This window comes from Pseudomonas sp. UBA6310, assembly GCF_002438225.1.
In the GTDB taxonomy this organism is placed as follows: domain Bacteria; phylum Pseudomonadota; class Gammaproteobacteria; order Pseudomonadales; family Pseudomonadaceae; genus Pseudomonas_O; species Pseudomonas_O kuykendallii.
Map to the genome: position 1 here is coordinate 1 of NZ_DJTK01000081.1, position 22,787 is coordinate 22,787.

A 22,787-nucleotide genomic window follows, 5' to 3' on the forward strand; every position below is an offset into this window, starting at 1 on the left:
CGGGCTGTTGGTGACCCACATCTTGCTGCCGGCCAGGCGATAGCCGCCCTCGACCTTCTTCGCCCGGGTGATCATCGAGCCGGGTTCGGAGCCGTGGTTCGGCTCGGTCAGGCCGAAGCAGCCGATGTACTCGCCGCTGGCCAGCTTGGGCAGGTATTTCTGCCGGGTCGCCTCGTTGCCGAATTCGAATATCGGTACCATCACCAGCGAGGACTGCACGCTCATCATCGAGCGGTAGCCCGAGTCGATGCGCTCCACTTCGCGGGCGATCAGCCCGTAGCAGACGTAGTTCAGCCCGCTGCCGCCGTAAGCTTCCGGGATGGTGGCGCCGAGCAGGCCGGTATCGCCCATCTCGCGGAAGATCGCCGGGTCGGTCTTTTCGTGGCGGAAGGCTTCCAGCACGCGCGGCGCCAGTTTGTCCTGGGCGAACTGCTGGGCGCTGTCGCGGACCATGCGTTCTTCTTCGCTGAGTTGCTGATCGAGCAGCAGCGGGTCGATCCAGTTGAAGCTTGCCTTGCCGGCCATGAAGACGTCCTCGTGCGGGAGTGAAGGTGGCCTGCGCGTGGAGGGTTTCAGCCACCGCCCACGCAGACCGTCATGCTTCTAGCCTAGGCAGGCCAGGGCGGACTGACAAACGAGGATTTCGCAGGTCATTGTGCGAATACCTCACTTCGAGATAGTTTCAGCCGGCCATTAAGCGCCTGATCAGTGAGGGCTTCGCATAGATGCGCCGGAAGATTCCCAGCACCGCGGCGTTGATCGCGTTCGAGGCCTCGGCCCGCCACGAGAGTTTCACCCGCGCCGCCGAGGAACTGTCGCTGACCCAGGGGGCGGTCTGCCGGCAGATCGGCACGCTGGAACAGTTCCTCGGCGTCGCGCTGTTTCGCCGCTCGCGACGGGGGGTCAGGCTCACCGAGGCCGGGCTCGCCTACTCCCGGCGGGTGGCGGCGCAGCTCGATGCGGTGGAGCGCGACACCCTGGCGGTGATGGGCCAGCAGGGCAACCAGGCGGTGGAGCTGGCGCTGGTGCCGACCTTCGGCACGCAGTGGCTGCTGCCGCGGCTGAAGGCCTTCCAGCGCCTGCACCCGGAAGTCACCGTGCATCTGACCAACCGCACGCGACCGTTCCTCTTCGCCGACACCGCCTTCGACGCGGCGATCTACTTCGGCGACGCCAACTGGTCGGGCACCCAGTCGCATTACCTGATGCCGGAGAACTCGCTGCCGGTGTGCAGCCCGGAACTGCTCGAAGGCCGTGGCGAACTGAGCGCGGCGCAGATCGCCCGCCTGCCGCTGCTGCAGCAGACCACCCGGCCCTATGCCTGGCGCCAGTGGTTCGGGTCGCTGGGCATGAACATCGCGGGGGACCTCGGCGGGCCGCGCTACGAGTTGTTCTCCATGCTCGCCCAGGCCGCCGAGCATGCGATGGGTGTGGCCCTGATCCCACCGTTCCTGATCCAGCGTGAGCTGGCCGAGGGCCGCCTGGTGATCGCTAAGGAACACGCCTGCCTCAGCGACAAGGCCTATTACCTGATGATTCCCGAGCGCAAGGTGGAGTCCGCCGCGTTGATCGCCTTCCGCGACTGGCTGCTGGAGCAGGCCCGCGATTACCGCGAGACGCCGTCGCGCTGATGGCCAAAGGCCGCCTGTACATCCGTACTATTGGTTCATCCCCTCCCCAGAACTAGCGTTCCACACAGCCCGCACGTCTGCCGCCTCGGGGCGTCAGGCGCTGCTCGTGGGCGCATAACGACAATCATCCGTCCCCAGGAGGAGAACATGAAAGCCTTCGCTCTCGTCGCCCTAGGTCTCGCACTGACCGGCTGCGCCGCGCCCGGCCAGCAACAGGCCACCCAGGCTTCGCAGAAATTCGACGCCACCTACATCAATCAGAACCTGGTTTCCGGCAAGACCAGCTCCAGCGACGTGATCAGCCGCTTCGGCGCCCCGGATTCGCGCAGCGTGTCGGGCACCGGCGAAGAACGCTGGACCTACCGTCGGCAGGCCAGCGCCGGCTCATCCGGCAGTCTGATGGATTCGCTGCCGGCGAGTCTCAAGCGCCGCCTGAACAACACCGCGGCGAAGAGCGAATACGGTTCCGACGTGCTCGGCATGGCCGACTCGCTGCTCAGCGGCGAGGGTGATGGCCTGGTCAATGCAGTCGCCAACAATGGCAGCGCCGCGCCTTCGCCGCAGGTCGATTCGCTGACCATCTACCTGCGCAAGGACGTCGTCTCGCGCTTCGACTACTGACCCTCCGGCCACGCGTCGCACCGCTGTCCAGCGCGGCCGCGACGCGGCTACCATGGCCGCACCGAGCCCAGCGGGGCGCCGATTCCCAGCAGGAACCCGTCGCATGGAACGCATCATCGTCGCCGACGACCATCCGATTTTCCGCGAAGGGCTGTCGCGCATCGTCCGCCGGATGATGCCGGCGGTGCACATCGAGGAGGCCGCCAACCTCGACGCCGTGCACGCGCTGGCCCGCCAGGCGCCGCCGGAAGTGCTGATCCTCGATCTGATGTTTCCCGGCCTGAGCGTGCCCGCGTCGATCCGCTCGCTGCGTCAGGAATTCAATCGCTCCTCGATCATCATCGTTTCCATGATCGACGATGAGGCGCAGATCGATCAGGTGATGGCGGCCGGTGCCGACGGCTTCGTCGGCAAGTCGCTGCCACCGGACGAGATCGGCGACGCGATCCTGGCGATCCGCGCGGGCGAGTTCGTGGTTCGCTACGTCCGCGGCGGGATTCTCGGACAGAGCCCGGAGCGGGCGCGTGTTCAAGGCCTGACGCCGCGCCAGCAGGAGGTGCTGCGGCTGCTCACCGCCGGCCTGTCGAACAAGGAAATCGCCCGCGAGCTGGACATATCGCCCTTCACCGCGCGCCTGCACGTCTCCTCGTTGCTGCAGTCGCTCGGCGTCGCCAGCCGTAGCGCCGCCGCGGCGCTCGGCGCCAGTGCCGGGCTGCTCGTGCGGCGCTGATCAGGCCGACCGCGCCTGCAGGTCGAGCTTCAGCGCCAGCAGCATCGAACGCAGCTCGGCAGGCCGCACCGGCTTCGCCAGCACCGGCACCTGGGTGTCGTTCAACGCCTGCTGCGCCTTTCGCACGTCGTGCCCGGTGATCACGATCGCCGGCACGCGGCGACCGTGCAGGCGGTTGAGGTAGTCGATGCAGTCGGCGCCGGACATGCTGCGGCCGAGATCGAAATCGGTGATCACCAGATCGAAGTCCGCCGTGGTGTCCAGCGCCGAGGTGGCGCTGTGCACCTCGCACCCCCATTTCTGCAGCAGCGTGGCGGTGGCCAGCAGCACGTCGCGGTCGTCCTCGATCAGCAGCACGCGCAGGCCGGTGAGCAGGCGCCGGTTGGAGCCCTCGTGCTGCGCCGGTCGGTACTGGTCCGCGCGGCTCAGCGGCAGGCCCTCGATGGCGACGCTGGTGCCATGTCCCGGCCGCGAGCGGATACGCACGCCGAGGCCGAGCATTTCGGCGATGCGCTTGACGATCGAGAGGCCGAGGCCGACGCCCTCCACGTCATGGTCGCGCGAGCGGCGGACGCGGTAGAACTCGTCGAACAGGTGCGGCAGGTCCTGCGCATCGATGCCCGGACCGCGGTCGTGGATTTCTATGGCGAGGCCGCCGTCGCGGTGCCGGCAGCCAATCAGCAGCGCCTTGCCCGGCGCGTACTTCAGCGCGTTGGAAAGCACGTTCTGCAGCAGCGTGCCGAGCAGCGCAGGGTCGCAGCGCACGTGGCAGCGGCTCGGGCGGACCTTGATCGTTACACCGGCCCAGCGCGCGGCCTCGGTGTTCTGCCGGACCAGCCCGGCGAGCACCTCGTCCATCGCCAGCACCTCGGCGCTCGGCACCACCTGGCCGTTGTCCAGGGTGTAGACGTCGAGGATCGAGCGGAACAGCTGTTCCACGCTCAGCAGCGAGCGGTCGATGTTGTCCACCATGCGGCGTTCCTCGTCGCCCAGCCGGGCGTCGCGCAGGCAGGCGGTGAACAGGCTGATGGAGTGGATCGGCTGGCGCAGGTCGTGACTGGCCTGGGCGAGCAGGCGCGATTTGGCCAGGCTCGCCGTCTGCGCCTGCTCCGACGCCTGGCGCGTGCGGGTCAGCAGAACGTGCGCGTAGGCCGGCACCATGAAGGTGGTCACCAGCAGCGTCAGCGGCACGAAGGGGTTTTGCCAGAGGTACGGCGACAGCAGCGCCATCACGCCGATCGACAGCAGCGCCAGGCCCGTCGCCAGTGTCAGGTAGCGCGTGCCGTAGCGCATGCCGTTGCCCACCGTGACCCAGAGCAGCGCACCGTAGACCGGCAGCATCGCCTCGCCGCCGATGATCATCGCGAAGGTGATCGCGGCGTAGTCGTGAACCATCGCCAGCAGCCGTCGCACCGGTTTGACGCCCGGCTTGCGCACGATCCAGGCGATCAGGGCGAAGGACGCCACGAGAAAGGCGGCGTTGTAGATCAGGATGCTGCGCAGCTGCGCCTCGACCAGATAGCCAGTGAGGTAAAGCAGCATCACGTAGAGCGTCGCGATGCTGGACAGCACCAGGCGCACCAGGGCCTGCGAGCGTTCCGTATCACGTGTCGAAGGGGCAGGGCGGATCATCGTCGGGGTTTCCCTCGTAGCGTCCGGCAAGGGTAGCAAGTTGCGCTCGTCACCCGGGCAGGTGTGTCTGGTATGGAACAGCTGACCATGTAGCGTTCTGTCGTCTTTGCTACATGGTCCCGGCGACGCTGTGTCGCAGGTGTGGCGGACCTCGTGGCGGTTAAGACGAAAAACCGACTGATGGCAGAGCATTCGATTCGCCCATGGGCCGCTCCCGTGAACGAAACCGTTTCCCCGCTACAGGCTGCATGGCCCGTGGGCTGTGGCCTGAAAGGGAAATGCCGGGTCAAACCGTGACTTGTAGTTATTGCCGCGACAGCCCTTCATAACTTCTTGATGGGTGTCGCGGTTCAGTTGCAAAATGCCGCGCCCCGCCGTTTCGCTTGCGGCACGGGATGTGCTGCCGGTCCGGTTCGGCGGTAAACAGCGCCTGTCATAACAATGATCGCAGGAGATTGGTCAGTGCATATCGGTGTTCCCCTCGAAACCCATGCTGGAGAAACCCGCGTCGCGGCGACTCCGGAAACCGTCAAGAAGCTGATCGGCCAGGGCCATCGGGTGACTATCCAGAGCGGCGCCGGCGTCGCCGCCAGCCTGCCGGACGCCGCCTACGAGGCGGTGGGTGCAAGCATTGGCACGGCCGCCGAGGCCTTCGCCGCGGACATCGTGCTCAAGGTGCTGGCACCCAGCGACGACGAGCTGCCGATGTTCGCCGCCAACGGCGTGGTGATCGGCATGCTCAATCCGTTCAGCAACGAGACCATCGGCAAGATGGCAGCGCGCGGGCTGACCGCCTTCGCCCTGGAAGCCGCGCCGCGTACCTCGCGCGCGCAGAGCCTCGACGTGCTGTCGTCGCAGGCCAATATCGCCGGCTACAAGGCGGTGATGCTCGGCGCCAATCATTATCCGCGCTTCATGCCGATGCTGATGACCGCCGCCGGTACGGTGAAGGCCGCGCGCGTGCTGATCCTCGGCGCCGGTGTCGCCGGTCTGCAGGCGATCGCCACCGCGCGCCGCCTGGGTGCGGTGATCGAGGCCTCGGACGTGCGTCCGGCGGTGAAGGAGCAGATCGAGTCCCTCGGCGCCAAGTTCGTCGACGTGCCCTTCGAGACCGACGAAGAGCGCGAGTGCGCCCAGGGTGTCGGCGGCTACGCGCGGCCGATGCCGGCCTCGTGGATGCAGCGCCAGGCGCAGGCCGTGCACGAGCGCGCCAAGCAGGCCGACATCATCATCACCACCGCGCTGATTCCCGGCCGCCAGGCGCCGACTCTGCTGCAGGAAGCCACCGTGCAGGAGATGAAGCCCGGCTCGGTGATCATCGACCTGGCGGCCTCGCAAGGCGGCAACTGCCCGCTGACCGAGCTCGATCAGGTGGTGGTCAAGCACGGCGTGACGCTGATCGGCTATGCCAACCTGGCGACCCAGGTGCCGGCGGACGCCTCGGCGCTGTATTCGCGCAACCTGCTCGACTTCCTCAAGCTGGTCCTCGACAAGGACGGCCAGTTCCACATCAACCTGGAAGACGACATCGTCGCGGCCTGCCTCATGTGCAAGGGCGGCGAAGCGGTGCGCATCAATAAATGATCAAGGCCCTCTCCTGCGGGAGAGGGTGCCCGAAGGGCGGCCGAGGGCCTGCACAGGTTCCCCGGCCCTGGCCCCTCCTTAATGGAGGGGATGAGCAAACTCAGAAAAGGATCACCCCGATGGACCTGATTTCCGACGGCATCTACAACCTGATCATCTTCGTGCTGGCGATCTACGTCGGCTACCACGTGGTTTGGAACGTCACTCCCGCGCTGCACACCCCGCTGATGGCGGTGACCAACGCGATTTCCGCCATCGTCATCGTCGGCGCCATGCTCGCCGCCGCGCTGACCGTCACCCCGCTGGGCAAGACGATGGGCACCCTGGCCGTGGCCCTGGCCGCGGTCAACGTCTTCGGTGGCTTCCTGGTCACCCGGCGGATGTTGGAAATGTTCAAGAAAAAGGCCCCGAAAGCCGAAGCAGGGAAGCACTGAACCATGAGCATGAACCTGATCACCGTTCTCTACCTGATCGCTTCGATCTGCTTCATCCAGGCCCTCAAGGGTCTTTCGCACCCGACCACGTCGCGGCGCGGCAACTTGTTCGGCATGCTCGGCATGGGCCTGGCGGTACTCACCACCGTGGCGCTGATCTACAAGCTCGGTGCCGAGCTGGCGACTGCCGGCATCGGCTACGTCATCGTCGGCCTGCTGGTCGGCGGTAGCGCCGGCTCGATCATGGCCAAGCGCGTCGAAATGACCAAGATGCCCGAGCTGGTCGCCTTCATGCACAGCATGATCGGCCTGGCCGCGGTGTTCATCGCCGTCGCCGCCGTGGTCGAGCCGCAGTCACTGGGCATCGTCGCCAGCATCAGCGACCCGATTCCGGTCGGCAACCGCCTGGAGCTGTTCCTCGGCGCCGCCATCGGTGCGATCACCTTCTCCGGTTCGGTGATCGCCTTCGGCAAGCTCTCGGGCAAGTACAAGTTCCGCCTGTTCCAGGGCGCGCCGGTGCAGTTCCCCGGTCAGCACATGATCAACCTGGTGATCGGCATCGCCATCCTGGTGCTCGGCGTGACCTACATGTTCACCGGCAACCTGGTGGCGTTCAGCCTGATGCTGATCTTCGCCTTCGTCATCGGCGTGCTGATCATCATCCCCATCGGTGGCGCGGACATGCCGGTGGTGGTGTCGATGCTCAACAGCTATTCCGGCTGGGCGGCTGCGGGTATCGGCTTTTCGCTGAACAACTCGATGTTGATCATCGCCGGTTCGCTGGTGGGCTCGAGCGGCGCGATCCTCTCCTACATCATGTGTCGGGCGATGAACCGCTCGTTCTTCAACGTCATCCTCGGCGGCTTCGGCTCCTCGGCCGACGCCGGTCCGGCCGCGGGCAGCAGCGAGCAGCGCCCGGTGAAATCCGGCTCGGCCGACGATGCCGCGTTCCTGCTGTCGAATGCCGACAGCGTGATCATCGTCCCTGGCTACGGCCTGGCGGTGGCCCGCGCGCAGCACGCGCTGATGGAGCTGGTGGAGAAGCTGACCCACAACGGCGTCACCGTGAAGTACGCGATCCACCCGGTGGCCGGGCGCATGCCAGGACACATGAACGTGCTGCTGGCGGAGGCCGAGGTGCCTTACGAGCAGGTCTTCGAGATGGAAGACATCAACGCCGAGTTCGGTCAGACCGACGTGGTGCTGGTGCTCGGCGCCAACGACGTGGTCAACCCGGCGGCGAAGAACGATCCGAAATCGCCGATCGCCGGGATGCCGATCCTCGAGGCCTTCAAGGCCAAGACGATCATCGTCAACAAGCGCTCGATGGCCAGCGGTTATGCCGGCCTGGATAACGAACTGTTCTACCTGGACAAGACCATGATGGTCTTCGGCGACGCCAAGAAGGTCATCGAGGACATGGTCAAAGCGGTGGACTAAACCCCCGCGTTACCAGACGCCCCGCCGGCTCGCGCCCGCGGGGCGTTTTTTGTTCGGTCGGAGGAGCAGGTCATGGGAGGGCTTAGCGCGTAGTGATCGCTATGGCTGGCAGGTGCGTCCGCGGGAGAAATACCGGCTGTACTGTGCCGGCTCTAGGCACTAGAAACACCGTTTTCTGATTTTTAGGGTATACCACTGGCCTTTTCGGTTAAGGCAGTAGAAAACTCTGGTAAAAGAGCTTCATTCAGAACTGTGCTCTAAAAGATCGATGAAACTGTACTGGTCGCGTGTCACTTAAACGTGCAGAGCGAGCTGTTTGGGTAGAAATATCGCACCAACAGCGAGCATTACCGGAACAGTTGCGGCATTCGGTAACATAACAGTTTCGGGGTGAAACCGTTAAAACCAGCACAATTTCGGGTAACTGTGACTACAGGGTTCTCTTCCCAGGGCGCATCATTTATCTCAGAAATTAACCAAACCCGCCGAATGCGGAAGGAAGTCATCATGGAACGCACCCTGAGTTCCGAACTGAACACCCAACAAGTCTCCTCGAAATCGGCAATGCCGCTTCGCCTGCTGGCCAACCTCCTGCAATGGCAGCGCCGCATGGCAAGTCGTCATCAGTTGGCGCGCCTGGATTCCCGCCTGCTCGCCGACGCCGGTATCAGCGAAGCACAGCGCTTCTCCGAGCTGAACAAGCCGTTCTGGCGCTGAGTGGATGCCGCGTAAGCGCGTGACACGCGAAAGCGTGCCGAACAGAAAACCCGTCGCCGACATCGCCGACGGGTTTTTTGTATCTGCGCACTCGAAATCCAGGGCGAGACCCCGCAATGCTCTGAAACGCAACCCGCGCCACGCCGCGCCGGAACCCGCCTCGTTTGCGCTAGTCTGAAGCTGCCGGGCGATCCTTCGCATCGCCGCTTTCCGGGACATCGCCATGCGCCGCCTCATCCTCCTTTGCTCGCTGCTCATCACCACGCCGACCTTCGCCTCCAGCTTCGTCGCGACCCTCGACCAGATCGGCGATGCCTTGTCCGCCACCGTCGACGGCACCAGCGATCTCATTTCCTCCGTCACCGACTCCAAGCTGGTGCCGGCGCGCGCGGACGCGGCCAGTTTCGTCGCCAGCCAGGGCGAAATCCGCGGCGCGCGGCTGGAAGCGGCGCTGCGTTACCTGCGTGAAGAAGGGGTGCAGCCCGGCGCCAGCGACATGCAGCTGGCCGAGGCGATCCTCGCGCGCTGAGCCCACACTGGCACTGCCGCGACGCATCCGTTAGCCTTGCCGCGCCCGGCGCCACCGGCTTGCAGCGCGGCTGGCGCCTTCGCCCACACAGCCCGTCGTTCGACCTCTTGCCGCTTCGTTGAACTGGCGAGCCTGTTGCCCGTCCAATGGCGACTCATTCAGGGAGACCCACCATGCGTACCTCGTTGCTCGCCGCCTCGGCGATCCTGCTGTTCACCGTCGACGCCGCTCAGGCCCACACCCTGGAAGCCACCAGCAACATCGTCGTCCGCGCCCTGGGGCGCAGCATCGATTTCACCTCCGACACCACCACCTCGGTGCGCGACATGAAGGTCGTGGTCCAGGCCCGCGACGACGCAGCGAGCTTCGTCGCCAGCCACGGCGAGATTCGTGGCGCCCGGCTGGAAGCCGCCTTCGGTGCTCTGCGCGCCCGTTATCCGCAGGCCGCTGCCGCCGACGACCAGGAACTGGCCAGCGCCATCCTGGCGCTCTGACCGCACGCGCCGAGGGCCGCCCACCCGATGTTTCCGCGACTGCTCGGCGCTTTCCTGCTGCTGTTCGCCTGTGCCAGTCATGCCGACCTGCGGCTGCGACTGGACGAGAAGGGCCTGGATGCGGCGCAGATTCAAGCCAGCCAGGCCCTGATCGACGAAGCCTTCGCCAAGCTGCCGCCGCGCTTCATCCAGGCGCTGGACCGGCAGGTCACCGTGCACTGGTCGCACGACCTGCCGGATAACGGTTACGGGCGCATCACCCGCCTCGACGCGCTGTCGCTGAACGCCCAGCTGCTGCACGGCCTGGTGGACGGCAGCGCCGCCCGCGAGCAGACCGGGCGTCCCCACGGCACCGTGCGCGCCGAGCTGCTCGCCACCGTGCTTCACGAACTCACCCACCTCTACGATCGCGCCCGCCTGTGGTCGCCCGAGGAGCGCGCGCGCCTGCAGCGCTGCCGGCGCGAAGCGCAGAGCCAGGGCCTGGTCGGCCAGCGCGATGCCTGCCGCGGCGACGTGCAGCGCCGCTTCACCCTTTCCGATGATCCGCGCCTGCTCGACCTGGCCGGCTGGCAGCAGGCGGTCGGCCAGCGCGGCGCACGCGAAGGGCGCAACGGCATGGTCGCGCGCAGTGCGGACGGCTACGAGCTGAGCAACCCGCGCGAGTTCGTCGCGGTGAACATGGAGTACTTCCTGCTCGATCCGGAATACGCCTGCCGACGTCCCTCGCTGCAGCGCTATTTCAGCGAGCATTTCGGCTGGGCGCCGGCGCGCGCACAGGCCTGCCCGGCCGAGTTCGCCTACCTCAACGCCAGCAGCGACTACCAGAAGGCGCCGCTGGGCAAGCTCGATCCTGCGCGCGTCTACGAGGTCGACTACCTGTTCGCCGAGGCCAACGACAACTGGGTCAGCCGCTGGGGTCACAGCATGCTTCGCCTGGTGGTCTGCGCGCCCGGTCGGCCGCGCGGTCCGGCCTGCCGGCTGGATCTGGACCAGCACCTGGTGCTGTCCTTCCGCGCCTTCGTCGGCGACATCCAGCTGTCCAGCTGGGACGGCCTGACCGGCGTGTATCCGTCGCGGCTGTTCATCCTGCCGCTGGCGCAGGTGATCGACGAATACACCAAGGTCGAGCTGCGCAGCCTGGCCTCGATCCCGTTGCGCCTGCCGCGCGAGCAGCAGGACGCGCTGGTGCGCCGCGCCGCCGAGCTGCACTGGAGCTACGACGGCAACTACTACTTCCTTTCCAACAACTGCGCGGTGGAAACCCTCAAGCTGCTGCGCAGCGGAACCGGGCGCGCCGAGTTGGAAGGCCTCGACAGCATCATGCCCAACGGGCTGCTCGACTCGCTGGCCGGGCGCGGCCTGGCCGACCGCAGCGTGCTGGCCGATCCGAAGGAAGCGCTGCGCCTGGGTTATCGCTTCGACTCGTTCCGCGACCGCTATCAGGCGATGTTCGCGGTGATAAAGCAGCGTCTGGCGGTGCCGCAGGCGAAGGTGGACGACTGGCTGAGGCAGCCGGCCGCGCAACGCCGGCCCTGGCTGGAGCGCGCCGACCTGCAGGCCAGCGCCGCGCTGCTGCTGCTCGAGCAGGCCGCGTTCCGCCAGCAGCTGCTGCTGGCCCAGGATGAGCTCAAGCAACGCTACATGGGCGCCAACGCCGCCAGCGACCCGACGCTGAACAAGGCCGGCGACACCATCGGCCGGATGCTGCTCAACAGCGGTTTCCTCAGTCGTCCCGCCGAGCTGCTCGAGGGCGGTTATGGCCTGCCGCAGCCGAGCGAGTGGGCGCGCCTGGAACAACAGACCGCCGATCGCCAGCAGACCCTGCGCAATCTCAGCGACGACCTCGACAAGGACCTGCGCGAGCTCCTGCTGCCTGAGCGACGGCGCGAACTGGAGGACAGCGAGGCGAACCTGAAGCAGGTCGGCGAGCACCTGCGCGCGCTGCACCAGCAGGCCGGCGGGCTTAAGCTGCCCTGAGGCGGTGGGCTGACGATGGACTTGGTGGGCTGAGGGCCCCTACGGAACGGTCGCGGTCTTGGTGGGCTGAAGCCCACCCTACGAGATCGCGGCTGGGTGGCGGTCCGCTTCAGTCCGCCGTCACCACAAGGCATCGTTGTCTCGCTCCGCCCGGGGCCGATCGGACGCTCGAACGAACTGTTTCCCGCCCACCGCCTCTGATGAAGACTCAATCCATCGGAGTATTCGTCATGAAGAAGACCGCATCCGCCGTCTGGCAGGGCAACCTCAAGGAAGGCAAAGGCACCATCAGCACCCAGAGCGGCGCGCTGAAGGACAACCCGTACGGCTTCAACACCCGCTTCGAAGGCGCGCCGGGGACCAACCCCGAAGAGCTGATCGGCGCCGCGCACGCGGGCTGCTTCTCGATGGCGCTGTCGATGATGCTCGGCCAATCGGGGCTGACGCCCGAGCGCATCGACACAACCGCCGAAGTGACCCTGGACAAGGTCGGCGAGGGCTTCGAGATCACCGCCATCGCGCTGACCCTGAAGGCACGCATCCCGGGCACCGACGATGCCACCTTCCAGGAGATCGCCAACAAGGCGAAGGAAGGCTGCCCGGTATCGAAAGTGCTGAATGCAAAGATCAGCCTGAGCGCCACGCTGGAGGGCTGAGGCAGGAGACGCCGGAGCGGCCTGCGGGTCGCTCCCTGGCGTGGGGAATTCGTGATTCCGGGACGGGCGGTATGGCGCTGCGCAGTGCGCCGGCTCAGAGCACGAAGTTCATCATCTCGCGGCGATGCTGCGGATTTTCCAGTTCGTCCACCAGGCCCGCCGCGATTCGGCGCAGCGACTGCAGCGGGACGTTGCCGTCGTTTTCATCTGCGCGGCGGAAGTCGTCGAGGACGAAGTCGCCGGTGATTTCCGGCGCGGCCACCAGCGTCCAGTCCAGCGTGCCGTCCAGCAGCAGCGCGCTGCAGGCGTCGTCCAGCCAGGCCGGGTCGACGATCAACAGAAGCCGCTGCACCTTCGCTTTCGGCATGCCGGTGTCCAGCGCGCGCAGCGCCTCCAGCAGGTCGCCCTGCCGGCCCGGCGGCAGGTCGTCGGCCCCCACGGGCAGGCGCGGCGCGTTGGCGAACACGATCACCGCGTCCATCCCGGCGACGCTTTCGCCGACGCTCGCGGCATCGTACAGATCGCCCAGCTTGGCGCGCAGGCCGGGGTGCACGTCGACGGCGTTGAGGTCGCCGACCACCGCCACCGTCTCATGCTGGCGGCTCAGCAGTTCGCTCAGCAACGCGCTGCCGAGGCTCGAGTGCGCGCCGTACAGGGCGAACTTCAGGACCGGCGTTTCGGCATTGCGCATGGCGTCAGCGGCGCGAGATCAGCCAGCCGATCAGGGCCAGGGCGCCAACGCCCACCAGCGCGGTGGACAGCGGATGCTGGCGTGCGCATTCGCCGGCGGCTCGGCTGGCCTTGAGGGTCTTGCGCGAGAGGTCGCCGTAGGTGTCGCCGAAGGTTTCGCGCGAGATGTTCCACAGGCGCTCGGCACGGTCGCTGAGGTCGTGGATGCTGCGCCGCGAGTCGCGGCTGGCGCTCTGTTGCAGGTCGTGCAGGGCGTTCATCAGGTTGTCGATTTCGTCCTGGATCTGCTCTTTGGTGGTCGGAGTGCGGGAAAAGAGGCTCATGGCGAATGCTCCTTCAGGGGGAATGTGCTGCGTTGGACCGCCGCTTCGCGCAGAGGTGCACTGCGTTTTGCGCGCGATCGCCGCTTCGCTGGCGGCGAGGCGTGCCGGGCGCCGTGCCGAAAGCCCCTCGCGCCGCGCCGAAATTTTCTTATACTGCCGCGGCCAGGCTCCCGCCAGGCCTCAGTCCACCTGCCCATGACGTGCCCCGTGAAGATATTTCGCCCGTTGCTCCTGCTGCTTTGCGGCAGTGCTCTCAGTGCTTCCCTGCATGCGGCCGACAAAGGCGCTGCGGCTCTCCCGCCGATGCAGGAGCTCGCCTCCGGCAGCGCCCTGCTGGTCGATCTGAACAGCGACAAGGTGCTCTATTCCAGCAACCCGGACGTGGTCGTGCCGATCGCCTCGGTGACCAAACTGATGACGGCGATGGTCACCCTCGACGCCAAGCTGCCGCTGGAAGAGGTGCTGCCGATCGACATCGCCGACACCAAGGAAATGAAGGGCGTGTTCTCCCGCGTGCGCATCGGCAGTGAAATCAGCCGCCGCGAGATGCTGCAGCTGGCGCTGATGTCCTCGGAAAACCGTGCCGCGGCCAGTCTGGCGCACCACTATCCGGGCGGGCAGAAAGCGTTCATCGCTGCAATGAATGCCAAGGCGCGCGCGCTGGGCATGAGCCACACGCGCTACGTCGAGCCCACCGGGCTGTCGCTGGACAACGTCTCCACCGCGCGTGACCTGGTGCTGCTGCTCAAGGCCAGCCGCCAGTACCCGCTGCTCGGCGAGATGAGCACCACCAAGGAGCGCACCGTGGCGTTCCGCAAACCCAACTACACCCTGGGGTTCCGCAACACCAACCACCTGATCTACAAGGCCAACTGGAACATCCAGCTGACCAAGACCGGCTTCACCGACGAGGCAGGGCACTGCCTGGTGATGCGCACCACCATGGCCGGCAAGCCGGTGGCCTTCGTGGTGCTCGATGCGTTCGGCAAGTACACCCACATGGCCGACGCCACCCGCCTGCGCAACTGGCTGGAAACCGGCAAGGTCACCACGATTCCGCTGGCGGCGAAGAGCTACAAGCAGCAGAAGAACCTCGCCGCGCGGGAGAAGGCCGCGCAGCCTGCGGCGAAGATGCAGGCCTCGAAGTAGCGGTCCTGCCGGGGCGTCGAGCCCCGGCCCTCCTGTTCAACGGCGCAGCAGCTCGTCCATCGCGGCGAACACCTGCCGCATCGCCTGCGCCTCGCGGCCCGGCCCGCCGGCGCAGTGTCCCCAGTCCGATTCCAGCACGCGCAGTTCGGCGCCGGGGATCAGGCTGGCCTCGTGCCGCGCATCGGTCACGGTGAAGTACAGGTCGCTGCTGCTCGGCATGATGATCGCGCGGGCGCGGATGGCCACCAGCGCGGGCTCGGGGGGCTGGCTGCTCTGCCAGCTGTCGAGCACGCAGAGCAGGTCGTTGGCGTCCTGCTCCAGGTGATCCTCTTCCCAGAATGCCAGTAGCGCCTCGACATCGGCGAAGCCCAACTGGCGATACAGCGCCTCTCTATAGAAGGTCTGCGAATAGGCCCAGCCGGCATAGATCCGGCCGAAGGCGCGCAAGCCGCGCTCCGGCGGCGCCTCGTAGCGGCCCTCCTGCCAGGTGGCGTCGGCGCGCAACGCGGCCGCCACGCCGGCGAGGAACACCCGGTTGTGCGGCCAGCAGCGCGCGGTGGCGCAGAACGGCAGGATGCGTTCGACCTTTTCCGGGCGGCGCATGGCCCAGGCGAAGGCCTGCATGCCGCCCATCGACCAGCCGCACACCAGCGCCAGCTGCCAGTCGCCGAACAGCGCATCGAGCAGGCGCCGCTGCGCCTCGACGTTGTCGCCCAGCGACACGCGCGGAAAGTCGGCGCCGCGCTGGCCCTCGGCGGCATTGCTCGGCGACGTCGACCAGCCCGAGCCGAGCAGGTTGGTCAGCACCACGCAGTAGTCGCCGCCGCTCAGCGGGCTGCCTGCGCCAAGCAGGGGCAGGCTGCCCCAATGTGAGCCGCCGTAGTAGCTGGGAATCAGCACGATGTTGTCGCGCGTGGCGTTCGGTTGGCCAACAACCTGGTAGCAAAGGCGCGCCTGACGCAGCGCGGCGCCGCTTTCCAGGGCCAGATCACCCAGCTCGAAGAAGTGCTTTTCTCTTTTCATATCAGTCAATTGCAGTTCGCTCCCGTGGCGAATCGGCGGCTGGGCGAGGTGCTCGCGAACCTCCGCTATCGCCTTTATATATACACGATGGCATGTATGTTGAATGAAGGAATCGTGCCACCGCCCGCTGGGCGCTGAACCCTTTTCCTGTTGGAGCACTGCAATGAGTCGTCATCCCGAAGCGGAAAACCTGAAGAACAGCCTGCAAGCCAAAGGCGTGAAGTACGCCATGGCCAGCTACGTGGACATCCACGGCGTGATCAAGGGCAAGTTCGTGCCCCTGTCCCACCTCGGGCAGATGCTCGGCGGCTCCGAGCTGTACACCGGCGCCGCGCTGGATGGCGTGCCGCAGGACATCAGCGACAACGAAGTGGCGGCCATGCCCGACCCGGCCAGCGCCATCCAGTGCGCCTGGAACAAGGACCTCGCCTGGTTCGCCAGCGACCTGTACCTGGACGGCAAACCGTTCGCCGCCTGCTCGCGCGGCGCACTGAAGCGCCAGACCGATGCCGCCGCGGCCATGGGTTACACCTTCAACCTGGGCATCGAGACCGAATTCTTCATCTACAAGGACAGCGCCGACGGCGGCTTCGAGCCGATCAGCGTGCGCGACGACCTGGCCAAGCCCTGCTACGACCCGCGCGGGCTGATGGACAACATGCACATCATCGGCGAGCTGGTCGAGGCACTGAACGAGATCGGCATGGACGTCTATTCCTTCGACCACGAAGACGCCAACGGCCAGTTCGAGACCGACTTCAAGTACGCCGACGCCATGACCATGGCCGACCGTTTCGTGTTCTTCCGCATGCTCGCCAACGAGATCGCCCGCAAGCACGGCGCCTTCGCCAGCTTCATGCCCAAGCCTTCGGCCAAGCGCACCGGCAGCGGCGCGCACTACAACATGTCGCTGGCCGACCGCGAGACCGGGCGCAACCTGTTCGAGCCCGACGGCGACGACCTGCACGACTGCGGCGTGAGCAAGCTCGGCTACCACTTCATCGCCGGCGTGCTCAAGCATGCCCAGGCCATCTGCGCGGTGATCGCGCCGACCGTGAACAGCTACAAACGTCTGGTGCGCAAGGGCAGCATGTCCGGCTCCACCTGGGCGCCGGTGTTCGTCTGCTACGGCAACAACAACCGCACCAACATGCTGCGCATCCCGTCGCAGGGCGGCCGCGTCGAGTGCCGCGCCGCGGACATCTCCTGCAACCCGTACCTGGGCGCCGCGATGATCCTCGCCGCCGGCCTGGAAGGTGTTCGCGAACAGCTCGAACCGGGTTTGCCGCACCGCGAAAACATGTACAACTACACCGAGAAGCAGGTCGCCGAGATGAACATCGAGTGCCTGCCACGGACCTTGAGCGAGGCCATCGATGCCTTCGAGGAGGATCCGCTGAGCCGTGAAGTCTTCGGCGACAGCCTTTTCCAAGCCTTCGTCGACTTCAAGCGTGACGAATGGAATGCCTATCACACCCACGTATCCGACTGGGAAATCCAGCGTTACCTGAAATTCTTCTGACCATTCTTCGACCGAACAAGGAGCTGCACATGTCGTTCAAGACGCTGAAAACCCTGCTCTGCGCCACCGGCCTGGCCTGCGCCAGCCTGCTGCCGATGGCCGCGCACGCCGAACAGAAGCAACAGTTCAACCTGGCCTGGACCATCTACGCCGGCTGGATGCCGTGGAAGTACGCGGAAGAGTCCGGGATCATGAAGAAATGGGCGGACAAGTACGGGATCGAGGTGAAGATCACCCAGATCAACGACTACGTCGAATCGATCAACCAGTTCACCGCCGGCCAGTTCGACGCCGTGGTGCTGACCAGCATGGACGCCCTGTCGATTCCCGCCGCCGGTGGCGTCGACAGCACCGCGCTGATCGTCGGCGACTACTCCAACGGCAACGACGGCATGGTCATGAAGGATGGCGACCTGAAGAGCATCAAGGGGCAGAAGGTCAACCTGGTCGAACTGTCGGTCTCGCATTACCTGCTGGCCCATGCGCTGGAAAGCGTCGGCCTGAGCGAGCGCGACGTGCAGGTGGTCAACACCTCGGACGCGGACATCGTCGGCGCCTTCGCCAGCAAGGACGTGCGCAACGTGGTGACCTGGAACCCGCTGCTCGATGAAGTCGAGAAAACCCCCGGCGCCAAGCTGGTCTTCGACTCGAGCAAGATCCCCGGCCACATCAAGGACCTGACCCTGGCGAACACCAAGACCCTGGCGGACAACCCGGCCTTCGGCAAGGCCGTGGTCGGTGCCTGGTACGAAGTGATGGGCATCATCGCCAGCGACACCAAGGAAGGCGCCGACGCCCGCGCGTTCCTCGGCAAGGCCTCGGGCACCGACCAGGCAGGCTACGAGTCGCAGCTCAAGGGCATGAAGATGTTCTGGAAACCGACCGACTCGCTGAGCTTCGTCAAGAGCGAAGAGGCCTACAAGGCGATGGACAGCGTCCGCCACTTCTCCTTCGACCACGGCCTGCTGGGCGAGGGCGCCTCCAGCGTCGACTTCATCGGCATCAGCATGCCCAACGGCAAGCTGCTCGGTGATGCCGGCAACACCAAGCTGCGTTTCGATACGACCTATATGCAGATGGCTGCCGATGGCAAACTCTGAGAACCTGTCTGCGACCTGCGCACCGGCCCTCCGGCGCGCGCCACCGTTGACCGGTTCCGAGGTCGCATCCGCCTCCCGCAAGGGACGCTGAGCATCCTGACGTCTGAACCAGGGAGGCCTCTTTCCCGGGGCCTTCCATCACCTACGAATCCGTTATGCGCCGTACCAAAGAAGACGCCGAGAAAACCCGCCTGAAAGTCATCGAGGCGGCGCTCGAACAGTTCAGCAAGACCGGCTACTCACGCACCACCCTGGCGATGATCGCCGACGCCGCCGGCTTCAGCCGCGGCCCCATCTACTGGCATTTCAAGAACAAGGACGAACTCTACGAGGCCGTCCTGCACTACTCCCAGGAACCGCTGGAGCACCTGGTGGCGCAGAGCACGGCGCTGGCCGACACGCCGCTGGAAGCGATTCGCTACCTGATCGCCCACTGGTTCAGCCTGCTGATCGAGAACCGCTGGCACCGCCAGTCCTTCGAGATCCTGCTGAACAAGACCGAACTCACCTCCGAGGTCGCCGGCACCATGCGCCGCGAGCGCAAGCTGACGCGCGCCATCGTCCACTGCCTGGCCAGCCACATCAGCCTCGCCCGCGAGCGCGGCGAACTGGGCGGCGAACAACCCGCGGAGGACTGCGCGGCGCTGCTCTACAGCGCGCTGATGGGCATCACCCAGACCTGGCTGGCCGACCCCAAGCTGTTCAGCCTGAAAAAGAACGCCGCCTTCTTCACCGCCAACCTGATGCAGCTGTTGCCGACGAAGGGCTGATCTTCGACAGCTGCGGTCTTGTGGATTGTTTGGTGGGCTGAAGCCCACCCTACGGGTTCGGTGAGGGTAGGGTGGGCTTCAGCCCACCGATCCATCGACCGATCTCCAACCACGGTCACACGCCAGGTCACTCCCCAAACACCCCCTCGATCCCTGCGCCGCCGCCCCAATCCGCCGCCAACATTCCTTTCTCCACATACCGATGAAAACTCGAATGCGGCCAATCCCCGACGTGCTTCACCAGGCCATGCCTGACCGGGTTGTAGTGGATGTAATCGACATGCCGCGCGAGGTCTTCCTCATCGCGAATGCGGTGCTCCCAGAACCTTCGTTGCCAGAGCCCTTTCTCGCGTTTGCGCTGCTTGCTGGCGGCTAGCTTCTCCGCCGCCGGTAAGCGCATCGAGAAGCCGGCCTTGATCAGGCTCCAGCGCGGCGAGTAGGCGTGATCGCCCGGCGGCAACGCCCAGAGCGCGGGCAGGTGATCGGGGAGGATGCAGATGGCCAGGGTGTCGAACGGCGTTCGCTTCATCGCGGTGGCGTAGGCCTGGCGCAGGTCGTGGATGGCGCCGACCAGCAGGGTGGAGCGGCGATCGGCGAGGGTGACGGTGAAGAAATAGGTGCCGCCCGGCACCCGTTCGCGACGGTAGTTGGGCATGCGGCAATCCTTTGCCTGGTGACGTTAGGTGTGGCGCGAATTACCCGCGCGCGCCGCGCACGCCTTGCGCCAGCTCCGCGCAGAGGCCGAGCACGCCGTCCACCGCCTGCTGCGGGGTTTCCGCCTGGGCGATCCGGTCGATCAGCGCCGAGCCGACCACCACGCCGTCAGCCAGGCGCGCGATGGCAGCCGCCTGGTCCGGGGTGCGGATGCCGAAGCCGATGGCGATCGGCAGGTCGGTGTGGCGGCGCAGGCGGGCGACGGCCTGCTCGACGTGTTCCAGGGTCGCCGAGCCGGCACCGGTGACGCCGGCCACCGAGACGTAGTAGACGAAGCCGGAGCTGCCGTTGAGCACGGTCGGCAGGCGCTTGTCGTCGGTGGTCGGGGTGGTCAGGCGGATGAAGTCGATGCCCGCAGCCTGCGCCGGGTCGCAGAGGTCTTCGTTATGTTCCGGCGGCAGGTCGACGACGATCAGGCCGTCGACGCCGGCTTCCAGCGCCTCGCCGATGAAGCGCTCGACGCCCATCTTGTGGATCGGGTTGAAGTAGCCCATCAGCACCAGCGGCGTGGTCGTGTCCTCGACGCGGAATTCGCGGACCATCTGCAGCGTCTTCGCCAAGTCCTGTTTCGCCGCCAGGGCGCGGATGTTGGCCAGCTGGATCGCCGGGCCGTCGGCCATCGGGTCGGTGAAGGGCATGCCCAGCTCGATCACGTCAGCGCCGGCCTTGGGCAGGCCCTTGAGGATCGCCAGCGAGGTGGCGTAGTCCGGGTCGCCGGCGGTGACGAAGGTGACCAGGGCGGCGCGGTTCTGTTGCTTCAGCTCGGCGAAGCGCGTCTGCAGGCGGCTCATATATGTTCTTCCTGTTCGTCGTAGTGGTGCATGACGGTTTGCATGTCCTTGTCGCCGCGGCCGGAGAGGTTGACCACCATCAGGTGATCCTTCGGCAGGCCGGGGGCGCGCTTGAACACTTCGGCCAGCGCGTGGGCGCTTTCCAGGGCCGGGATGATGCCTTCCAGGCGGCAGCATTTGTGGAAGGCGGCGAGCGCTTCCTTGTCGGTGATCGAGGTGTACTCGACGCGCCCGATGTCGTGCAGCCAGGCGTGCTCGGGGCCGATGCCGGGGTAGTCGAGGCCGGCGGAAATCGAGTGCGCGTCGATGATCTGGCCGTCGTCGTTCTGCAGCAGGAAGGTGCGGTTGCCGTGCAGCACGCCGGGCACGCCGCCGTTCAGGCTGGCCGCGTGCTGGCCGGTCGCGATGCCGTGGCCGGCCGCTTCGACGCCGATGATCTGCACCGATTGGTCGTCGAGGAACGGGTGGAACAGGCCCATGGCGTTGGAGCCGCCGCCGATGCAGGCGACCAGCGAGTCCGGCAGGCGGCCTTCCTGGGCCTGCATCTGGTCACGGGTTTCGCTGCCGATCACCGCCTGGAAGTCGCGGACCATCGCCGGGTACGGGTGCGGGCCGGCCACGGTGCCGATCAGGTAGAAGGTGGAGTCGACGTTGGTCACCCAGTCGCGCAGGGCTTCGTTCATCGCGTCCTTCAGCGTGCCGGTGCCGGCGGTGACCGGGATCACCTCGGCGCCCAGCAGCTTCATGCGGAACACGTTGGCCTGCTGCCGATCAATGTCGGTGGTGCCCATGTAGATCACGCACTGCAGGCCGAAACGCGCGGCCACGGTGGCGGTGGCCACGCCGTGCATGCCGGCGCCGGTCTCGGCGATGATGCGTTTCTTGCCCATGCGCCGGGCCAGGAGAATCTGCCCGATGCAGTTGTTGATCTTGTGCGCGCCGGTGTGGTTCAGCTCTTCACGCTTGAGGTAGATCTTGGCGCCGCCGCAGAACTCGGTCAGGCGTTCGGCGAAATACAGCGGGCTCGGCCGGCCCACGTAGTCGCGCTGGAAGTAGGCCAGCTCCTTGGCGAAGGCCGGGTCCTGCTTGGCCTTCTCGTATTCGGCGGCGAGGTCGTGGATCAGCGGCATCAGCGTCTCGGCGACGTACTGCCCGCCGAACGAACCGAACAGGCCTTTGGCATCGGGGCCGTTGCGGAATGAGGTCATGGGGAGCTCCTGTTTGGCGCCCCCTTTCTCGTGCGAGAAAGGGGCTGGGGGAGAGGGTGACTCACATGCTACCGCTGTGAGCCAGGATGAAAAGCGATAAGATCGCCTCAACCTGTCAGGAAAACTCACGAATATGAGCCGCGATCTTCCTCCGCTGAATGCCCTGCGCGCCTTCGAGGCCGCTGCCCGCCTGGAGAGCGTAAGCCAGGCCGCGGAGGAGCTGCACGTCACCCATGGGGCGGTCAGCCGGCAGATCCGCGCGCTCGAGGAGCACCTGGATCTGGTGCTGTTCGTGCGTGAAGGGCGCGGCGTAAAACTCACCGAAGCGGGCGTTCGTCTGCGCGATGCCGCCTCCGACGCCTTCGAGCGCCTGCGCGGCGTCTGCGCCGAACTGCGGCAGGCGGCGGTGGACCGGCCGTTCGTGCTCGGCTGTCCGGGCAGCCTGCTGGTGCGCTGGTTCATTCCGCGTCTCGACCGGCTCAACCGCGAGCTACCGGAGCTGCGCCTGCAGTTGTCTACCAGCCAGGGCGAGCTGGACCCGCGCAGCCCCAACGTCGACGCCACCCTGTTGTTCGCCGAGCCTCCCTGGCCGGCGGACATGCAGGTGCACGAGCTGGCCCGCGAATGCATCGGACCGGTGCTCAGCCCGCGCTATGCGCGCTTCGCCGACCTGCAGGCGGCTGCTCCGGCGCGTTTGCTGGATGAGGCGTTGCTGCACACGGCCTCGCGTCCGCAGGCCTGGCCGGAATGGGCGCGCGCGCAGGGGCTGGACGAGCAGTCATTGCGCCTGGGGCAGGGTTTCGAGCATCTCTATTACCTGCTGGAAGCGGCGGTGGCCGGCCTCGGCGTGGCCATCGCGCCGCAGCAACTGGTGGCCGACGACCTCGCCGCCGGGCGCCTGGCCGCGCCCTGGGGCTTCGTCGAAACGCCGGCGCGGCTGGCGCTCTGGGTGCCCACCCGGCGCAACGACCGCCGCGCCGAACGCCTCGCCGAGTGGTTGCGCGGGGAGCTGTGGGCTGTCCGTTGACCGGCTGCCGCGGCCCGTCGGGGCA

24 protein-coding genes are annotated in these 22,787 nt (G+C 66.3%); 16 read left to right on the plus strand and 8 right to left on the minus strand.

The window, feature by feature from the left end:
- Nucleotides 1-525 (minus strand): acyl-CoA dehydrogenase family protein (locus B3E91_RS19415; RefSeq protein ID WP_287031051.1); only part of this gene is annotated, 525 nt, incomplete at its 3' end.
- Between the two features lie 200 nt (nt 526-725).
- Here B3E91_RS19415 and B3E91_RS19420 point away from each other — a divergent pair.
- From B3E91_RS19420 to B3E91_RS19430, 3 genes are all read left to right on the plus strand, one after another.
- Complete coding sequence (locus tag B3E91_RS19420; RefSeq protein ID WP_287031052.1) at nt 726-1,631, plus strand: LysR family transcriptional regulator; 906 nt, start codon at nt 726-728, stop codon at nt 1,629-1,631.
- Nucleotides 1,632-1,778: 147 nt separating this feature from the next.
- Nucleotides 1,779-2,252: a hypothetical protein gene (locus tag B3E91_RS19425; RefSeq protein ID WP_287031053.1), complete on the plus strand. Its 474-nt coding sequence runs from the start codon at nt 1,779-1,781 to the stop codon at nt 2,250-2,252.
- Nucleotides 2,253-2,355: 103 nt separating this feature from the next.
- Nucleotides 2,356-2,982: a response regulator gene (locus B3E91_RS19430; RefSeq protein ID WP_287031054.1), complete on the plus strand. Its 627-nt coding sequence runs from the start codon at nt 2,356-2,358 to the stop codon at nt 2,980-2,982.
- On the opposite strand, the gene B3E91_RS19435 is transcribed toward B3E91_RS19430, so the two are convergent.
- Nucleotides 2,983-4,614, minus strand: a complete 1,632-nt coding sequence (locus B3E91_RS19435) for a hybrid sensor histidine kinase/response regulator (protein ID WP_287031055.1) — start codon at nt 4,612-4,614, stop codon at nt 2,983-2,985.
- 462 nt (nt 4,615-5,076) lie between these two features.
- Here B3E91_RS19435 and B3E91_RS19440 point away from each other — a divergent pair, with 462 nt between their 5' ends.
- The 8 genes from B3E91_RS19440 (at nt 5,077) to B3E91_RS19475 (ending at nt 12,445) form a co-directional block, all read left to right on the plus strand.
- Nucleotides 5,077-6,198: a Re/Si-specific NAD(P)(+) transhydrogenase subunit alpha gene (locus B3E91_RS19440; RefSeq protein ID WP_287031056.1), complete on the plus strand. Its 1,122-nt coding sequence runs from the start codon at nt 5,077-5,079 to the stop codon at nt 6,196-6,198.
- Between the two features lie 119 nt (nt 6,199-6,317).
- The gene (locus tag B3E91_RS19445; protein ID WP_090224605.1) at nt 6,318-6,632 is read left to right on the plus strand and encodes an NAD(P) transhydrogenase subunit alpha; all 315 of its coding nucleotides are present in this window, start codon (nt 6,318-6,320) and stop codon (nt 6,630-6,632) included.
- A gap of 3 nt (nt 6,633-6,635) precedes the next feature.
- The gene (locus tag B3E91_RS19450) at nt 6,636-8,072 is read left to right on the plus strand and encodes an NAD(P)(+) transhydrogenase (Re/Si-specific) subunit beta (protein WP_273230894.1); all 1,437 of its coding nucleotides are present in this window, start codon (nt 6,636-6,638) and stop codon (nt 8,070-8,072) included.
- 507 nt (nt 8,073-8,579) lie between these two features.
- Entirely contained in the window at nt 8,580-8,789 is a 210-nt protein-coding gene (locus tag B3E91_RS19455; RefSeq protein ID WP_090224601.1) for a DUF1127 domain-containing protein, read from the plus strand.
- A gap of 223 nt (nt 8,790-9,012) precedes the next feature.
- A complete protein-coding gene (locus B3E91_RS19460; protein WP_287031057.1) occupies nt 9,013-9,318 on the plus strand; it encodes a DUF2388 domain-containing protein in 306 nt (101 codons plus the stop codon).
- A gap of 173 nt (nt 9,319-9,491) precedes the next feature.
- A complete protein-coding gene (locus tag B3E91_RS19465) occupies nt 9,492-9,812 on the plus strand; it encodes a DUF2388 domain-containing protein (RefSeq protein WP_286786449.1) in 321 nt (106 codons plus the stop codon).
- A gap of 27 nt (nt 9,813-9,839) precedes the next feature.
- The gene (locus B3E91_RS19470; RefSeq protein ID WP_287031058.1) at nt 9,840-11,789 is read left to right on the plus strand and encodes a DUF4105 domain-containing protein; all 1,950 of its coding nucleotides are present in this window, start codon (nt 9,840-9,842) and stop codon (nt 11,787-11,789) included.
- A gap of 200 nt (nt 11,790-11,989) precedes the next feature.
- Nucleotides 11,990-12,445, plus strand: a complete 456-nt coding sequence (locus tag B3E91_RS19475) for an OsmC family protein (RefSeq protein ID WP_414708308.1) — start codon at nt 11,990-11,992, stop codon at nt 12,443-12,445.
- 94 nt (nt 12,446-12,539) lie between these two features.
- Here the strand turns inward: B3E91_RS19475 and B3E91_RS19480 are convergent, their stop codons facing one another.
- Both B3E91_RS19480 and B3E91_RS19485 read right to left on the minus strand, forming a co-directional pair.
- Complete coding sequence (locus tag B3E91_RS19480) at nt 12,540-13,136, minus strand: NAD(P)-dependent oxidoreductase (RefSeq protein WP_287031060.1); 597 nt, start codon at nt 13,134-13,136, stop codon at nt 12,540-12,542.
- 4 nt (nt 13,137-13,140) lie between these two features.
- Entirely contained in the window at nt 13,141-13,458 is a 318-nt protein-coding gene (locus B3E91_RS19485; RefSeq protein ID WP_090224591.1) for a DUF883 family protein, read from the minus strand.
- Between the two features lie 195 nt (nt 13,459-13,653).
- Between B3E91_RS19485 and pbpG the strand changes: the two genes are divergently transcribed.
- Nucleotides 13,654-14,607: a D-alanyl-D-alanine endopeptidase gene (gene pbpG / locus B3E91_RS19490; RefSeq protein ID WP_287031061.1), complete on the plus strand. Its 954-nt coding sequence runs from the start codon at nt 13,654-13,656 to the stop codon at nt 14,605-14,607.
- Between the two features lie 36 nt (nt 14,608-14,643).
- On the opposite strand, the gene B3E91_RS19495 is transcribed toward pbpG, so the two are convergent.
- Nucleotides 14,644-15,639, minus strand: coding sequence for an alpha/beta fold hydrolase (locus tag B3E91_RS19495; protein ID WP_287031062.1), 996 nt, complete (start codon nt 15,637-15,639; stop codon nt 14,644-14,646).
- A 154-nt stretch (nt 15,640-15,793) separates the two neighbouring features.
- On the opposite strand from B3E91_RS19495, the gene glnT reads away from it, so the two are divergent.
- The 3 genes from glnT (at nt 15,794) to B3E91_RS19510 (ending at nt 19,022) form a co-directional block, all read left to right on the plus strand.
- Nucleotides 15,794-17,152, plus strand: coding sequence for a type III glutamate--ammonia ligase (gene glnT, locus B3E91_RS19500; RefSeq protein WP_287031063.1), 1,359 nt, complete (start codon nt 15,794-15,796; stop codon nt 17,150-17,152).
- A 29-nt stretch (nt 17,153-17,181) separates the two neighbouring features.
- On the plus strand, nt 17,182-18,252 hold the full coding sequence (locus tag B3E91_RS19505; RefSeq protein ID WP_287031064.1) for a putative urea ABC transporter substrate-binding protein: 1,071 nt from the start codon (nt 17,182-17,184) through the stop codon (nt 18,250-18,252).
- Nucleotides 18,253-18,407: 155 nt separating this feature from the next.
- The gene (locus B3E91_RS19510) at nt 18,408-19,022 is read left to right on the plus strand and encodes a TetR family transcriptional regulator (protein WP_287031065.1); all 615 of its coding nucleotides are present in this window, start codon (nt 18,408-18,410) and stop codon (nt 19,020-19,022) included.
- Between the two features lie 127 nt (nt 19,023-19,149).
- On the opposite strand, the gene B3E91_RS19515 is transcribed toward B3E91_RS19510, so the two are convergent.
- Genes B3E91_RS19515 through trpB form a run of 3 tightly spaced genes read right to left on the minus strand, consistent with a single transcriptional unit; the run spans nt 19,150 to nt 21,735 of the window.
- Nucleotides 19,150-19,677, minus strand: coding sequence for an REP-associated tyrosine transposase (locus B3E91_RS19515; RefSeq protein WP_287031066.1), 528 nt, complete (start codon nt 19,675-19,677; stop codon nt 19,150-19,152).
- 40 nt (nt 19,678-19,717) lie between these two features.
- Nucleotides 19,718-20,527: a tryptophan synthase subunit alpha gene (gene trpA, locus B3E91_RS19520; protein WP_287031067.1), complete on the minus strand. Its 810-nt coding sequence runs from the start codon at nt 20,525-20,527 to the stop codon at nt 19,718-19,720.
- Nucleotides 20,524-21,735, minus strand: a complete 1,212-nt coding sequence (trpB, locus tag B3E91_RS19525) for a tryptophan synthase subunit beta (RefSeq protein ID WP_287031068.1) — start codon at nt 21,733-21,735, stop codon at nt 20,524-20,526. The genes trpA and trpB overlap by 4 nt, the downstream gene beginning before the upstream one ends.
- A gap of 133 nt (nt 21,736-21,868) precedes the next feature.
- Here trpB and B3E91_RS19530 point away from each other — a divergent pair, with 133 nt between their 5' ends.
- Nucleotides 21,869-22,762 carry a LysR family transcriptional regulator gene (locus tag B3E91_RS19530; RefSeq protein ID WP_287031069.1) on the plus strand — a complete coding sequence of 298 codons (894 nt, stop codon included), beginning with the start codon at nt 21,869-21,871 and terminating at the stop codon, nt 22,760-22,762.
- The last annotated feature ends 25 nt before the right edge of the window (nt 22,763-22,787 follow it).